The organism is Vibrio sp. AK197 (genome assembly GCF_053903115.1).
This window is the reverse complement of the sequence record NZ_CP096429.1, coordinates 1527122-1542509: the sequence shown is the minus strand read 5'-3', so window position 1 is coordinate 1542509 and position 15388 is coordinate 1527122. Positions and strand designations below refer to the sequence as shown.

General features: G+C 45.2%; 11 protein-coding genes and 1 riboswitch. Of the genes, 4 read left to right on the top strand and 7 right to left on the bottom strand.

Going from position 1 to position 15388, the window contains the following annotated elements:
- Positions 1-150: 150 nt before the first annotated feature.
- Both M1D72_RS07000 and M1D72_RS06995 read left to right on the top strand, forming a co-directional pair.
- Positions 151-885, top strand: a complete 735-nt coding sequence (locus M1D72_RS07000) for an IclR family transcriptional regulator (RefSeq protein WP_390192494.1) — start codon at positions 151-153, stop codon at positions 883-885.
- Between the two features lie 5 nt (positions 886-890).
- Entirely contained in the window at positions 891-1721 is an 831-nt protein-coding gene (locus tag M1D72_RS06995; protein WP_456295055.1) for an arginase, read from the top strand.
- Positions 1722-2382: 661 nt separating this feature from the next.
- Here the strand turns inward: M1D72_RS06995 and M1D72_RS06990 are convergent.
- Positions 2383-3219, bottom strand: a complete 837-nt coding sequence (locus M1D72_RS06990) for an HDOD domain-containing protein (RefSeq protein ID WP_456295054.1) — start codon at positions 3217-3219, stop codon at positions 2383-2385.
- 136 nt (positions 3220-3355) lie between these two features.
- A riboswitch (TPP riboswitch) is annotated at positions 3356-3456 on the top strand.
- Positions 3457-3519: 63 nt separating this feature from the next.
- Here M1D72_RS06990 and thiD point away from each other — a divergent pair.
- Together thiD and M1D72_RS06980 are read left to right on the top strand one after the other, a co-directional pair.
- Entirely contained in the window at positions 3520-4329 is an 810-nt protein-coding gene (gene thiD, locus M1D72_RS06985) for a bifunctional hydroxymethylpyrimidine kinase/phosphomethylpyrimidine kinase (RefSeq protein WP_456295053.1), read from the top strand.
- A gap of 157 nt (positions 4330-4486) precedes the next feature.
- Entirely contained in the window at positions 4487-5251 is a 765-nt protein-coding gene (locus tag M1D72_RS06980; protein ID WP_456295052.1) for a phosphatase PAP2 family protein, read from the top strand.
- 67 nt (positions 5252-5318) lie between these two features.
- Here the strand turns inward: M1D72_RS06980 and M1D72_RS06975 are convergent, their stop codons facing one another.
- From M1D72_RS06975 to M1D72_RS06950, 6 genes are all read right to left on the bottom strand, one after another.
- A complete protein-coding gene (locus M1D72_RS06975) occupies positions 5319-6485 on the bottom strand; it encodes an oligogalacturonate lyase family protein (protein WP_456295051.1) in 1167 nt (388 codons plus the stop codon).
- A 67-nt stretch (positions 6486-6552) separates the two neighbouring features.
- Positions 6553-8319, bottom strand: a complete 1767-nt coding sequence (locus M1D72_RS06970; RefSeq protein WP_456295050.1) for a sodium:solute symporter family protein — start codon at positions 8317-8319, stop codon at positions 6553-6555.
- 231 nt (positions 8320-8550) lie between these two features.
- Complete coding sequence (locus M1D72_RS06965) at positions 8551-10005, bottom strand: pectinesterase family protein (protein WP_456295049.1); 1455 nt, start codon at positions 10003-10005, stop codon at positions 8551-8553.
- Positions 10006-10165: 160 nt separating this feature from the next.
- The gene (locus tag M1D72_RS06960) at positions 10166-11821 is read right to left on the bottom strand and encodes a pectate lyase family protein (protein WP_456295048.1); all 1656 of its coding nucleotides are present in this window, start codon (positions 11819-11821) and stop codon (positions 10166-10168) included.
- An 88-nt stretch (positions 11822-11909) separates the two neighbouring features.
- Entirely contained in the window at positions 11910-14141 is a 2232-nt protein-coding gene (locus tag M1D72_RS06955; RefSeq protein ID WP_456295047.1) for a right-handed parallel beta-helix repeat-containing protein, read from the bottom strand.
- An 82-nt stretch (positions 14142-14223) separates the two neighbouring features.
- Positions 14224-14934, bottom strand: coding sequence for an oligogalacturonate-specific porin KdgM family protein (locus M1D72_RS06950; protein WP_456295046.1), 711 nt, complete (start codon positions 14932-14934; stop codon positions 14224-14226).
- Positions 14935-15388 lie beyond the last annotated feature (454 nt).

Sequence of the window (15388 nt, the reverse complement as noted above, 5' to 3'; positions counted from 1 at the left end):
TTTTGTGCTTTTAATACTGGTATGTCACGCTTCACGAGTAATTGGTTTTATTTTCTCGCTATGTGAGAAATTAAAATAATAAAAACGATTAAATTCTCTTTATATGAGAATATGATTTGTACAACAAACACACGCACGGTACAAAGAATGATGAAGCAAGCGAACAGCAAATCAGGTTTAGTTAACGAAAAGTTGCTGCAACTATTAATGCAGGTTGCAATAGCCGATGAACCTCTCAATGCCAAACAATTAAGCTTAGCGTTGGACGTGCCTATTAGCAGTTTGTATCGCCAGCTGAAATTGCTGAAAGAATGGAACTTGGTTGAGGAAAGTCCGATCGACAAGTCCTTGATCATCGGTCCGGCAGCATTGCTATTGATGCGCAGTTACCAAAGCAGTCAACACGATCTAGAAGAGATCGATTCAGTGCTCAATCGCTTGCAAAAACAAACCGGAGAAATGGCGGCTTATATGGTGCCGGTTGGATACCGAGCACTGTGTGTAAGCCGAAAAGAGAGCATGCAGGCACTCCGTTGCAGCTACGTCCAGGGTCAGAGCCAACCATTGCTGCGGGGTGCCTCATCCACCGTTATGCTTGCGTATTTACCTCAAGCAAGGAGGGATAAGATCTTAAGTCACTTTGGTGAAGATCCAAATAACTCCGTTTGGTTGAATAAATTTGAAAAAATTCGCGATCAGGGGTTTGCGATCAGCAATTCTGAATATGATCCCGGAGTGTCTGGTCTTAGTACGCCGGTATTAAAGGGAACAAAGCTGGTGGGGGCTGTCTCGGTTATGGCGCCGACGGAACGGGTCGAAAGCCACCAGAATAAAATTATTTTACATCTACAACAGGCTGCGAGGGCTCTACCTCCAGAAAGGTAACGACGATGCTAGGGTTATTCAAACGCAAGACATTTCATGATGTTTCTGCTTTAACGCAAAGAATGGCGTTATTGACACATTGTCAACGTATTCAGCCATTAACCCTAGCGCAATATGAGCAAGCCGAACAAAGCTTAGAAAGCTTCTATGACTGGCTATTTGATTTTTCCAATATCAAAGCGCCGATCTATGCTGGCCACTATGCCGTGGACGATAAATGTCGCGAGCATTTTGCTCAAAAGCTTGAGAGTTTAGTGAGTCAACAGCATTTACCGATTGTTGTCAGCAACACTCATGAAGGCGTACTTAGCTTGTTGCCTGAATTTGTTGGGCAAAATCGTGATATCGGTATTGTTAGTATCGGTCCTTCTTTTCAGCTTAAGCCAGCGTTAAATCTAGAATTGGGGAGCGCCTTTCATTTTGCGCTCTCGCGTTACAATGAATGTCGGTTAATGTGCTTGGGGATTGATGACTCGACTCAAGACATAAAAACGTTTGAATATGCTGAAGATTTAGGATGTAACTGGCTATTGCAGCGAGAGTGTGATTTTCGTCATCGGCAGCAGCTTAAGCATCAGTTAACAACCTATTTGTCGCGCTGTGATGACATTATTGTCGATATCGATTTATCCTCATTGTCGAAATCTGTGGATTGGGAGAGCGACAAAAAATTGGACGTAGATATGGTGATTCGTATGATTGCACACTGTCTCGAGTCCAAAAAAGTAAGAGCTATCCAATTGACTGGAATAAGAGATAAAGATTGGTATTCAAAATACACCAAACAAATTCTCGATGAGTTGTGTACGCGTTTGTCTCGTAATGATAGTGAGTGATGGAGTGTTTTTCTCAGTCCCTTAAATGCAAAAAGCTGGCGTTTCAGCCAGCTTACTTTTTTACCCTTATCAGGGTTATTGGGGTTTGTTGCCCGTGTTTTTATTCGAGTCTTTCCAATATTGAATTCGAATACGATGCAACTGAGCTTTTCTAGTTTTTTTCATAATAAATACCTCACTATTACAACGACGCTCCTCAAGAGCGGCTTATTATTGTCTTTGCGTTAATAACAGCTAGTTTGTTTTGATTGACGCTACGCCTAAGTTTCTAACGCAGTTCAATCGACCTCTGGCTCAACTGTGAGCGAGAAACCGAATCATGATAAGATCGGAAGGTTGATTGGATTTAAGCCGACCTTCTTTAAGTCACGTTACATGGCTTAAACCACAATATCCACAGTATAGACCAGTTTTTTCCATTAGAGTTCAGAAACAAGCAGTTAAAGCTTATATTTCAGACGATGCTTCAAAAAAGTGACATCTTGTCTTCGAGTTTATCTCGTCCCACTCAATGGTAAAATCACTATAACGTCGAATTATGAAACAAATACGACACTCTTTATATGGAGGTGAAGCGTACTTTTTTCAAGCTTGACTCGGTATTGAAGAATGGAAGGTGACTGAAACGAGCAACCCGCTACGACTGAGCGGGCTGATGATATTATACGGCAAGCATCTGGTTGGCAAGTTCGCGACCACTGCCGCGGAATTTATCGACAGCCTCTTTAAAAGTGGCAGAGATATTGAGTAGGCGAGAATCGGTGTGTTCTGCAAGGTAAACCGATTTCTGGTCATCGCTACTGAAATGATCCCAATTGAGATGAATATCTTTAGCAAGATGAATGATGGAAGCCAATTTAGGCGAAATATCTGCTTCCCGTGGATCGGGGAAATGTTCAATTGCATCGACCATTTCTTTGGGAAACTTCCAGTTTTTTGCGAGTAACGCGCCAAGTTCGGCGCTTGATACATCCAATATTTCTTCTTGTGCTGAAATTGCATCCTGGCCATTCATGACTTTGCTATTGATGACAAGTGCCTGTTCTGGTACCAAGGCATGGATCATCAGCTCTCCGATATTATGCAGAATTCCCGTTGTAAAAGTTTCATCGACATCCATTTTCACGCAAGCCGCAATTTTACTCGCGATCACCGACACTTCAAAGGTATCTGACCAATACTCTTCCATATTCAGGGTTTCAAGGTGCGGAAATGCGCTGGAAAGGACGGATGCAACAACCAATGTTTTTACTGGCCCTGTTCCGACGCGAATTAATGCCTCATTAACCGATGTTACCGTGCGGTTACCACCAAAATACGCGGAATTTGCCATGCGAAGCAGGCGAGCCGAGAGAACCTGATCCATGGCCAGTTTTTCGGCGAGACGTTTAAAGTCGACGTTATCCTGATTGACCATATCAAGCAGCTCTTGTAGGACTTTTTGAATTCTAGGTAACTCATTCAGGCGAGATATCAAAGGCGCATGGTTCACTATCATTCTCCTTATTCATGCGGTGCCCCTTTCAATATAGGAGAAATTTTTTACTTGATACAAAAGTTGTAAGTCGTGTTTGTGTGACGCTTAAATTGTTGATTATTGTGTTTCCCAGAGGCTAAAAGCTTGTTACCATCGTGGCAGATAGTCGGGGAGCTCACTTGAGCTGAGATCGCGTTAGCGAGACCCGTTGAACCTGATTCAGTTAGTACTGACGTAGGGAACTATTACGCGGTGGTAAAGCCATTTCGTAGCTTTGCTGTCGCTCAGTGCGTTCCTTTACGTCTTGTATTTGGAGATTCCATGCAAGACCAACTTAGCCCACACTCAACCCCCATCGTTCTTACTATCGCCGGTTCAGACTGCAGCGGCGGAGCCGGGATTCAAGCCGATATTAAGGCCATCAGTGCCACGGGTAGCTATGCGTGTTCGGTGATTACCGCCATTACCTCACAAAATACACGAGGCGTTAATGCGATTCTGCCTGTACCCGTTGAGACGATTGAAAGTCAGCTCGATGCCGTATTCAGTGATCTTAACGTTATTGCGGTCAAAGTCGGTATGCTAAGCGATGCACCAGTGATTGAAGCCGTAGCGAAGCGTATTGCGGATTATCAGCCGCGCTATTGTGTCGTTGATCCGGTTATGGTCGCCACGTCTGGCGATCGTTTGCAATCTCCTTTGGCTGTAGAGACATTAAAAGAGTGTTTATTTCCTGTTGCGGATCTTATTACTCCAAACTTACCCGAAGCGGAGGTATTAACCGGTGAGTGTTTTGGCGAGCCACCAAGCGATGACCAGCTACTGGCTTTACTGAAGCTTGGAGCTCAGGCCGTGTTACTCAAAGGCGGGCATCGTCAAGACTCTGCCCTATCTCGTGATTGGTTATTCAGTGCCCAGCACCGACAGGTATTTGATGCGCCGCGTATTATCACTCGTCATACTCACGGAACAGGCTGCACACTCTCTTCCGCAGTGGCCTCCTATTTAGCACAAGGCGAACGGTTACCTGAGGCGATAAAACGAGCCAAAAACTATATAACTCAAGCAATTGCATCAGCAAATGAACTAAACGTTGGCCAAGGAAGAGGGCCGGTTCAACACTTTTTTTAGCCCATCATTGTACGGGGTTTGGGCTGGTGATGGCTTTGGATGGTGGCGGTATTTTGAGCAGTTATCTTTCAGCAATTTGACACAGACTTGATGCATGTAAGAACATGACTCACTAACATCGAAGTGGGTTATATGTTTATAGACGTTAAGGCGGTTAATGAGAAAGCTCAACATTATTAACAAAAAAGTCGAGCTGAGTTTGCTGACAGCCATGGCATTGGTGTTGGCTCCTTTCGCTCGTTCTTTACCTGTCACCGACTTGCTTGGGTCTGTTGATGCAACTTCGGGTTGGATCATCAGCACCATTACAGATTCCGCTGGTCAGCGCGGCCTGTGGTTAACCATCGTGATTTTAAGTGCGCTTTCTCTGTATAAGCAACCACTGAATCGAACAGAGATTTTTAAATACATTGTCCAATTTACGGTTATTTTTATGATCGCTTACTTTGGTAAGAATGTGCTCAAAGAGTTGCTTGAAAGCCCAAGGCCTTATACCGAATTGCTTACACATGAGTTGTTGTTGCCCAATCCTGGGCACTTTTACAAGCTTGGCTCTAGTCAGCAATTGGCAACACTCGATCAGGTGGTGGATAAAGTCAGTGAGTGGCGCCTTCGCCACTGGTATCAAGAAATGAACTATTCTTTGCCTTCTGGTCATACTGTCTTTGCGGCGCTTTGTTTGGCGTTCTTTGGCGCGATATTTGTTCGTCAGCAGCGCTTTATTTTGGCCAGTGTGGTTGTCCTATGGGCCACACTAGCTGCATACAGCCGCATTTGGTTGGGGATGCATCGACCAGAAGACTTGTACGCTGGTATCGTATTTGTCGCGGCCGTCGTCACCTTTACGCCGAACGTGGGTGAGTGGCTGGTGGCCAAAATGCCAGGCCATGTAAAGCAGCAGTGGCTTAAAGCAAGCCATTAAGCAAAAGTAAAAACAATAAAAAAACCCTCGCTTGCGAGGGTTTTTGTGTTTATGCAGCAGATGAAAATTAGGCTTTAAATTCCGCCGGTAAGTCGGCAATGTATACCGCTGGTACACCTTCAAAGTCACTGGTAAATAAGACGCCGTCATCACCTGGAGTGAATGATGGGTGTGGATGCGTGATTTGACGGTCGCCATCAAGTACGTCCCAAGATGTGCTGTGTTTACACAGTTTCTTGGCACTTTTGGTTTGCGTGTTCAATACATACAAGAATGGGTCATTTTCAATGTCGTAGCTTTCTGCATCAGCGACATCGACAGGCGCGTCACAACCGTCTCCGACCATCAGTGACCCGTCAAAGTTACTCATAAGGTGAGAACAAGGTGGCATGACCATGACTTCTTCGTTCTCTAACGTTTCTGGGTTCGCTTTGTAGATCACGCGATCGGATTGACCTTTAAAGTAAGAAACGTAAGCCATTGCGCTGCCATCTGGAATCCAGAATTCGTGCGTGCAAGATTCACCTTCCGCATGCTCTTTGATCTTACGAACATTGCTACCATCTTCATCCACCAGCCACATGCGTGCGTCAACAAGGTCATGTGGGCCTTCGTGACAAAAACCAATGGTGCTGTCATCAAATGGGCGATAGATTGGGTGACCAAGCCATGTTTTGTCTTGATGAACCACATCAAGTTTACCTGTTGCGATATCGACTTTGATAAGACGACAGGTTGGGTTGGTGTGGTAGAACTCTGCGAATTTCTCCCAAGAGGTGAGGGGAGCCCAGTCTGCTTTGAGAATTTCGATGCCAACAAGCTTGGTGCAGTCGGAGTTAGCAACCCAAGTGCCGTACCCTTTCCATTGCTCATCAACGGTATAAACCACGCGTTCTTCGAGTGATTCTAAGTCGACTTGCATAAGGTTGAGTTCATTTTTTACGTAGAAGAAGGATTGGTCATCGGTCGCAATGAAACCGCCGAAGGTGTTGTCACCAGAACCTTCTGTTAACTGAGTCGCTTTCTGGGTTGCGAGATCAACAAGGTAGTAGTTGCGATTGCCATCAAAGTCGCCCGCAAGTAGGAGCTTTTGTCCATCTTGAGTAAAGCATTTCTGGTAAAAGTAGTTACGATGACAAATCACATCTTTTGGTGTGATTCGAGTCACCTTCACTTGAGTATCGCTATCCACAAATGTTTCAAACTCAAGGTTGATAATATCGCCTTTCGCCATGGAAAATATCTCCTGTAAATAAAAAGAAGGCTGCTAACGGGGGTTAGCAGCCAATCATTAATTGTGTTTATCGAACCGTTGCGGTTTTGCTGCTTATCTCGTCGAGTTTGGCGCTGCGTTTTAATGCATAGCCAACTAGGAAGATGGCAGCGGCACAGCCGAGGAAGACCAGGCGTCCCCACATTGGGTTTGGAATCAGAACCATCAAAGTAAGGCCTGCTGCCATATACGTTACCAATGTACCCAATTTCGCGCGTTGCATACGGTCAACAATGTCTTGGCCTTCTTCTGCAACGCATTCGGTGTCAACGTCTTTGAAGAACTCAAGAGTTTGCTGTTTGTACGTGTCTTTCTCTTCTTTGTAGAACAGCGTCGACAAGCAGAAGAAACCGGCGGTAAAGATTAAGTGTGCCGCGATGGTAATCATGGTGCGCATTTCACCGGCTTCACGGCCTGTTAGGTTTTCAATACCGAACCAGCTTGCTACGTTTTGTGGAGTGAAGATTTCCACCACAGCCCAAGAGACCAACATACCGAACACAACCGTTGCCCAAGGTGCCCATTTTGGTGTCTTACGAATCAAGATACCTAGGAATAGCGGCACTAGGATAGGTGATTGAAGCAGGGTCGCCACTTGCATCATCAAGTCAAACAAGCTTAGGTGCTTCAATGAGTTGAAGAATTGTGCCATTAGGATAACGAGAATACCGTTAACTAGGCAGGCAATTTGGCCGGCGCGCAGTTGCTCTTTATCGGTCGCTTTGCCTTTGCGCATGATTGGCGCGTAGAAACTACGAACAAAGATACCCGAGTTACGGTTTAGCGCTGAGTCCATAGAAGACATGGTTGCCGCAAACAGCCCCGCCATTAGCAGACCAACAGTACCGACAGGCATGGTTTCGCGAGCAAACACAAGATAAACCGCGTCACGTGCTTTCGCGCCTAGTGCTGGGTAAGCTTCTGCTGCATCTGGGTAAAGAATTGCTGATGCCCATGGTGGAATGAACCAAATCACCGCACCGACAACCATCATACCCAATGCTAATAGGGCAGCTTTACTTGCGTTTTTAGAATCTTTTGCGTTAAGGAAACGGTAAGACTCCTGCATGTTGTTGATACTTTGTAGCTGCTTAACAATGAAGAAGATGAAAGTACAAACAATCAGTAGCGGGTAGTTCATATCAGGACCCATGATGAAACCACCAGGGAACTTGTCTACGATTTCGCTTGGGCCGCCGACAAAGTACAAGGCCACGCCTGCACATGCCACGGAAATAACAGCAACAACCAACGTTTGAATAAAGTCAGAGGCAACGACACCCCATGCACCACTCAATAAAGAGATGATCAGCACGGCTGCGCCTGTGACATAAATGGTTGTGATGATGTCAGCGTTAAATACGGCAGAGGCGAAGACACCAAGACCGTTTAACCAAACACCAGCGTTGATAACACTTAAAGGAATGATTACCCAAGTGAAGAACTGCTCGTTGTTGTTACCAAAGCGACGTTTTACACCTTCTGTTGGTGTATCTACGCGCATTTGGCGGAAGCGGCGAGCAAAATAGAAGTAGGCGAATACGTACGCCACCATGTTACCAACGAAGACCGCTAATACGGCAAAACCATCGTTGAATGCTTTACCTGCTGCACCTGTAAAGGTCCAAGCAGAAAATTGGGTCATAAAGGCCGTTGCCCCGACCATCCACCATAACATCTTACCGCCCCCGCGGAAGTAGTCACTGGTGCTATTGCTAGCCATCTTTTTGAATATCAAGCTAATTGCCACCATAAGGGCAAAGTAACCTGCAATGACAAGGTAATCATATTGCATAACGTCATCTCATAACTTAACTAAATTCGTCGCTGGCTATTCTCTACGAAAAAATTAAAAACTTATGTGATTAATATCAAAACGGTGGTTCACTTTTTGTTTTGATTCTATAAATGTGATACCACTCTCGTTAATGAAACTGGAGTTCAATTTTGCACTTTTTGATATTAAACGTTATGAATGAGACGCGAGCCGTTTATTCATCAAGTCTCAGCAATGATATGCGTATGCTTAGGAGATTTCACGCAATGCGTGAAACGTACTCTGGCGAATGTGACGCCAGTGTTGTTTTGAAAAAATTGGAACTGCTGGTGGTAGAGAAAGGTCGTGGGTTTGAGCCGACAAGGTTTGCTCGACCAACAATTGGCTTAGCAAACTGACATCAATCGTTGAATCGGCATGAGGCTCACTGACGATCAATGTTTTCAAACCAATAGTCGAAGGTTGATGAGGCGTGACAATAACCAAAATCGGTAAGGTGAGCCCTTGAATGTTCACTTGAACTTGGTTCTGGGGAGCGGTGGCTATTCGCCGCGTATCACCGCAGCGATCAATGAGTTCAATATCTGCTGAGCTGTTCAGCAAAGGATGAGCAATATGCAGGTTAACCAGCGTGTCATTTACGATCGAAATATCCGGCTGCCAGCCATCGAATATAGTAGTCAGTGTGTACTCACTAATATTTTCATCGCTCAGTTTGTATGCTGTTTTTGGCTGGCGCAGGTGACCTTTTTGCTGGTTTTGATATTCCCAGAAACGAGCGTCTTCGGGGAAAAACCACTGAGTCTCCCCGTCTATTGAGCGGCCGCCCATTTTTTCCCAGCCAGCGAGGTGGTCGTCAAATTCACAATGTAAATAGGCGCAATGGCCGATGGCGTTAGGGTCTGCATAAAAGCCATCATTAAACTGGGTGGTGGGATGCCAAGGCCGACCGAGTGCATAGCTTTGAGCGGGAACATTGGCTTCCTTGGTAAACTGGCAAAATTCAAATACCAACCCAAATGGCTGCGAGATATGCGTACATGGCGCAGCAATAAAGCCCATTGGTTCATCATCTGGTGCATCGAGGCGCTGACGAGCGCGAACTTCACAATGGTGAAATAGCGCGCAGCCACCACCAAAAATAAAATCAACATGTCCGGTAATCAGGCAGTGGTCGAAGTAGCTTCTTCCAGCACTGACATATAAAGTGTCGTGATAGCTATCGAGGCTCACATCTTTAAACTGCGCGCGATCGCCATGCTTGCCGATCAGCAGTGCGACAGCTTGTGTGTGTTTAAGCTTAGTGAGATCTGAATCGGACTTTTTTGCGTTGGCGATATAATCAAATCGGTTTTGAATGGTTAGCGAGGTTGCGCGAAACCCCACACTATCTACATTCACTGTACGGCTGCCATAGGTGCCGGGAATTTTTCCGTCTTGACGGATATGTCCGTTGGCACAGCATCCAGAGATGATGGTATGTTGCCGGCTTTCTCCGAGGAGATGAACATTCGGACGAGTGATATGGAGTCGCTCCGAATAGACGCCATTTTTTAGAAAGATAACGTAGTCACTGTCATCTTGTGGTGCGGCGTCGATGGCGTCTTGGATGGTTGTAAAATCACCGCTTCCGTTGCCGTCAACCATGACATCAAAAAGCGTCCAAGTAGGGGGCGAAGAGGCAAAATGTCGTTGAATTGTCATCGCTATAAGTGATTTTAAAATAATGAACCATTGTTTTATTTTATATTTTTTTATTTGAAAAACTGTGATGTTTCTAAGGTTTATTATGTCTTCTAATTCAGGCTAATAAAAAAAGAGCCTCAGTGAGGCTCTTAGGTTGCATGAAGAATGAAGAGAATGGTTATTGCGCTAATTTGCCTGAACCCGCGTTGGTTTTTACGTGTTCGCTTAAACGTTCAGTCGGTTTGAGTAAGTAACTGTAGTTTTTACTCGGTAGCCAATAGCTTTGATCCGAGTTGGGATCAAGGATAGTGAGTGGCGCATTGCTGCTGCTTTTCGCGGCTTTTTGGCTTGCCACTGGAATCAGGTCGACCTCTGTTCCGTTAAGCACATTATTGTGTGCAAAATAGTAAGAACCACATTCGGCTTCGCTCCAACCTTGGGCCATACATTTATCTTTGTTTTTCTGTTTAGAACTAAAGCCAATCAGTTTATTGATGATGTCTTTCTGTTTGCCCGGAACATTAAAGACGTTGTTTTCAGCAAAGATTTTACCGGCTGTGCCGACCATCATCGCATCTCCCAAACGATATTTTGGATAGGGGGATTTGCGGTAATCGACATCATAAACATTGTTATAAACATGCACACGACCAAAACGCACACGTGGCATACGCTGGCCTGTGGTCTCGTAGTAGTTGTCATGCATCGTCACATCCAGCGCCGAAGGGCCGTAACCGGTCAATTTATTCGCAGAATCTGAACCACCAATCAACCCCACTTTATCGTGATGTTTGAAATGATTATTGGAAACGGTAACGTTACTTGATGCGCCAACGATGTCGAGCAGTGCATCATGATGCTGCACTTTTTGCGTCTTTTCGTTGTATGGCGCTTCCCAAACTGGTGGGAATTTATCGTCGGTTCGTTCGCCGTCACTAAAGCTGTTGTGATCGATCCAAACTTGCTGAGCATTTTCGACCGTGATGTTGTCGTATTCCGAATTCCAACGCCCACCACGTAGACTGCAGCCGGTCGGATTTTTAGTGTCATCAACATAGACGTCGCTGCAGTTGCCCTGACCAAACTGCTTTTTATCGACTTTAAAGGAATCACGAGGTCCCCAGCCAGGGAAATCATCAAACGCGTCGGTGAAGCGAATATTGCGAATGACAATGTTTTCAGCTTTGAAGTTATACGGTCTCTCTTTACTGGCAGCGCGATCAAAGCGCAGTTGCCCGAGTCTGAGTTGACCATGTTTAATCTCTGCATCACTACCAAGGCCTATCAGTGATGTATTCGAGCCTACACGTAGGACGATATGTTGGCTCTGCTTTTTACTAAAGCATTGACGTAAAGACTCCAGCTCACCACTGAGCTCTGGTGGGCGTCCGTTGACTAAGGATTGTTTATTCCACTGCTGTGGTGTGTAGGTCTTCAAGTACTTGGCAAAGAATTGATCATAGCTTGTGAACGTATTGCCACTGCACATCGCCATATAATGTTCGGGTTTGATCGGGTTGCCGTTTTCATCGGCATTAAGATCAATACTGCCTTTGATATAGATGATCTTTTTTTGATGAGAAGGCTCAACCCATTCACCACTTGGCAAAATGGTTGGTTGACCATCATAAAGAGCATCGATCAACTGCTGACGGTTAGTCACAGTGTAAGTGTGTTTCGCCGGAGCACCGCATCCGCCAGTCGCGCCTTCTGCCCAACCCGTGGCACCCAGTGAAGACGGAGAGGAGTCGGTTTGACTATTACAGGCGTTGTCAGCCGCCATTGCCGGAAAGGCCATCATTAAGGACAGAGAAAGGTAAGAGAGTTTTTTCATACGTTTAACCTAATGAAGTTATTATTATTGAGTGGTTGTTGAATGAGTAAAAATAAGGCTTAGCATGTTGCTAAGCCTTAGAGTGTGATCAGTTTTGGCTGATCAATGCTTTTAATTTCTTCACTTCGCTTTGGCCAGGTACTGCCTCATTGGCTGAGATCTTCGCTGCTTGCTTCAGTTCAAGTAGTTTCGCTGAGTCAACCACTTGGCCTTGCTCGTTCACGGTTTGACCATCTTCGATCAGGTAGTTGTCTTTCTCGACATCGGCGTTGACGACATCACTGTAGTGACTGTCGACGTAGAAGCGATAAGAGCGGTTACCGGTGAATGTGCCTTGTTTGACTTTCTCGGTGTATGGGCTCTTACGCAGTAGGAAGTTAAAGCGCGTGTTATCAATCGACACGTTATTCTCGAGCGTTAATGCGCCAGGGTTAAAGTTATCGGTAAAGCCGTCCATGTTGTTTTGGAACGCTAAGCTGTTTTTAACCACGTGAGCCACAGGCAAACCTTCGCCACCCAGTTTAAAGCCATTACCCCGTGTTCCGCCTTTCTCCTGCACTGTCAGGGTTTGACCATTTTTGTAAGAGATCGAATCGAGAATGGTCACGGCACCGTTGGCACCATCTTCGACTTTATTGAAAAGATCCCAACCATCATCAATATTGTGGTGTGACACGCAGCGAATGAAGGTATTGCCGTCACCAATACGCATTTTCGCGGCAAACCCATCAGCGTTAATTTGCGACTCATCCATGTTGTTGTAGCTTTCACTGTCTTCTACCACGTTATAACTTGCCCATAGTGCGCGGCCAATACCGGATTTAGACGTGATTTGGAAGCCTGTGTCAGGGGCATCATGTGTCAACATATGTTGGAAGTGATTGTGGCTGCCGTGAACAATATAACGCGCGCCATCGACTTCAATGTTAGACACATTCCAGTAGCTGGCTTCGTGCATCACATCACCAGTGAAACGCACGCCATCTTTGGCAACCAGATTCTTGGCTTTCTCTGGTGTACCGCTGGCGGTAACGGGCAGGGTGATGCCTGCGTAAGTGCCAGGTTCAAGTGTAATCGTGCCACCTGGAGCTACCAGCTCAACGGCCGTCGCGAGATCCAAACGTCCGTTATTGCCTGTCGGGTTAACGGTGATGTTCATTGGGTCGGCCAATGTGATTTTTTCGACCGTTTGAGCATAAGTTTTTGGTGTTAAGTCAGGACCTTCTACCGGCGTGTAGGTAACATCAAACTGGGCTTGATTGGCCTTCAAGGTTGACTGATAGCTAAACATATCGCCTGCAGTGACTGGGCGGTTATCGACCAGAGACTGACCATTTTGTGACACGCTAAACGTTCCCGAGTAGTTAGCGCGAGATTGCAAGGTATAGTTGGCAATCGCGGTTTTATCCGGAGACGCTTGTTGTAAAACCACATCTTCTAGTTGCGCTTTGTACAGCGGCGCGTCTTCGGTGTTGGCTTCACTGAGGGCAATCTGCACATCACTGACGGTGATTTTGGCATTACGCGATGCAAAGAAACCGACATATTGGTAGTTCGGATCTTGAACTTCAACGATATTGGCATGCGCGCCTTTCAGCTCTTCAGTTTTCTGCTGCTCTCCGTTGTCATAGCTGACGATATACCCGCTATCGGTGCGAGTGAGCGACATTTTATAAGGTTTATCGCTACCAAATGGCACGCCTTTAATGAACTCATCACGGCTCATGCGATTGCCGCCCGTGCCCCAAGGTTCGTAAATCCCTTCGCGGAAGTTGGCGTTAATGTTGACCAAACCATTGGTGGCTTTTTTATTGGCGCGTAATACGTTCATGACCATATTAGACGCCGCTGGAAACTCTTCCAAACCCTCTGGTTGTGGGTTAAGGCGAGGCTCGCCAATGATGTCGCGCACCATGATGCCCGCGCCTTCTTGACGGTTAGGTTTGGAACCGGTTTCAGGTCCGAGCTGATCTAAAGTAATGGTCGCCGAAATCGTAAAGTTCACATCGGTAGGTAACTTGGTGTAATAGAAGGTTACCCCTTCGTGAGAGTTAGCTAACTTGCCGCCACGGCTTTCAACCGTAAATGAAGCTGCTAATGGGCCTGGCTTTGCAGGTTGACCATTCACCAACACTTCGTTGGTACCGACTTTCTCTGGCAAAATGGTTGAGCCAAAGTTTAAATCGGTAGACTGGCCAAAGGTAATGGCTTGCCAAGTAAGCTGACTGGCGTCGAGAGAGGGGGTGTTTGATGCGTCATTTGCGCAAGCAGAAAGAAGCAGTGCCGATGAGACACAAAGTGCAATAGGCGTTTTTTTCATTATTTAGATCCTCGAATAGGCCTATTGGGAAGCAGTGGATACCTCTCCCAATAAGCCTGTTTGCGTAGTTTAAATCGTGTAATTAGAAGCTATATTTCATACCTACACGGTAACGAGGACGCCAAGTATCATTTTCATCGCTGTTCTCTTTCTTGGTTGGAGTTACACCAAATTCAGCGAATGGTGCCCAGCCGTTACCCCATTTGTATTCCGCTTTAAAGTTGATTTCTGTAAAGCCGTCGCTATCACCCTTCCATACGTCAGAACCTTCTTGTTTCCACGTATAGTCAGTTGACGCGCCGAATTTCCAATCTTCAATGCCGCTGTAGCCTAGGCCGACCGTCCAACGGTTGTAGTGTGAGTTATCATCACCGCCATTTTTGATTTCATAGTGGTAACGATGACGGAATGACGTTGACCAGTCGTCGTTGATTTTGTAGCCCAACGTCAAGTTGAACTGGTGAGCGTGTTTATTACTACCGGTTTCCCACTTGTATTGAGGTTTTAGTGAGAATTTGTCGTCTAACTTCATACTGTAGCTGATGTTCGCTTGGTTACCGGCATCAACAAATTGGTCAAAATCAAAGAAGCCATCACCACTTTTATATTTAGCTTCTACTTCAAAACCCACACCGTTTTTAAAACGATGGCTAACCGCGATACGGTCTTTGTGTGCCTGGTCTTGACCTTCGAATTCAGGTTTCCATTCGTGACGCATGTTAATCGAAACCGCGTGGGCTGCTGTACTGGTTAACGCGAGTAGTATGGCAGAGGTAAGTAATTTAGTTTTCATATCGAAACACCGTTTTGTTATTGTCATGTTCGAAGCTAATTTATGCGTTATACGTGTCTTGTTGAAGTCACATTTGGCGAAATCGTGATCTGTAAAACGGTGTTTCAATAAAAAGGTGGTGATTATTGTGATCTTATTAATAGTTTAGTGATTGGCAATGTTTATAGAGATAATCGAGCGACTCTAAATAATTTGATTTAGATCAATTAGACTAAAGTTGAATATATTACAGGGATTTATGTTTTTATTTATTTTGATAGTTAAAATATTTATAAAATCATACTTATGCATTAATAAATCAGCAAGTTAAAGCTTTTCTACATGCCAATTCATAAGTTCTTACCTTTACTTTTATCCCCTTAATAAATGCGATCTTACGCACATTTCTATTTTTACTTTTTATTTTATTAAATAATTTTTCACTGTGAAATTAATCAATAATTATTGGCTGTAT

What these genes read in the sequence shown, in the direction of transcription:
- M1D72_RS07000 (WP_390192494.1), top strand. Translation starts at nt 151, where the DNA reads ATGAAGCAAGCGAACAGCAAATCAGGTTTAGTTAACGAAAAGTTGCTG.
- M1D72_RS06995 (WP_456295055.1), top strand. Translation starts at nt 891, where the DNA reads ATGCTAGGGTTATTCAAACGCAAGACATTTCATGATGTTTCTGCTTTA.
- M1D72_RS06990 (WP_456295054.1), bottom strand. Translation starts at nt 3,219, where the DNA reads ATGATAGTGAACCATGCGCCTTTGATATCTCGCCTGAATGAGTTACCT.
- thiD (WP_456295053.1), top strand. Translation starts at nt 3,520, where the DNA reads ATGCAAGACCAACTTAGCCCACACTCAACCCCCATCGTTCTTACTATC.
- M1D72_RS06980 (WP_456295052.1), top strand. Translation starts at nt 4,487, where the DNA reads ATGAGAAAGCTCAACATTATTAACAAAAAAGTCGAGCTGAGTTTGCTG.
- M1D72_RS06975 (WP_456295051.1), bottom strand. Translation starts at nt 6,485, where the DNA reads ATGGCGAAAGGCGATATTATCAACCTTGAGTTTGAAACATTTGTGGAT.
- M1D72_RS06970 (WP_456295050.1), bottom strand. Translation starts at nt 8,319, where the DNA reads ATGCAATATGATTACCTTGTCATTGCAGGTTACTTTGCCCTTATGGTG.
- M1D72_RS06965 (WP_456295049.1), bottom strand. Translation starts at nt 10,005, where the DNA reads ATGACAATTCAACGACATTTTGCCTCTTCGCCCCCTACTTGGACGCTT.
- M1D72_RS06960 (WP_456295048.1), bottom strand. Translation starts at nt 11,821, where the DNA reads ATGAAAAAACTCTCTTACCTTTCTCTGTCCTTAATGATGGCCTTTCCG.
- M1D72_RS06955 (WP_456295047.1), bottom strand. Translation starts at nt 14,141, where the DNA reads ATGAAAAAAACGCCTATTGCACTTTGTGTCTCATCGGCACTGCTTCTT.
- M1D72_RS06950 (WP_456295046.1), bottom strand. Translation starts at nt 14,934, where the DNA reads ATGAAAACTAAATTACTTACCTCTGCCATACTACTCGCGTTAACCAGT.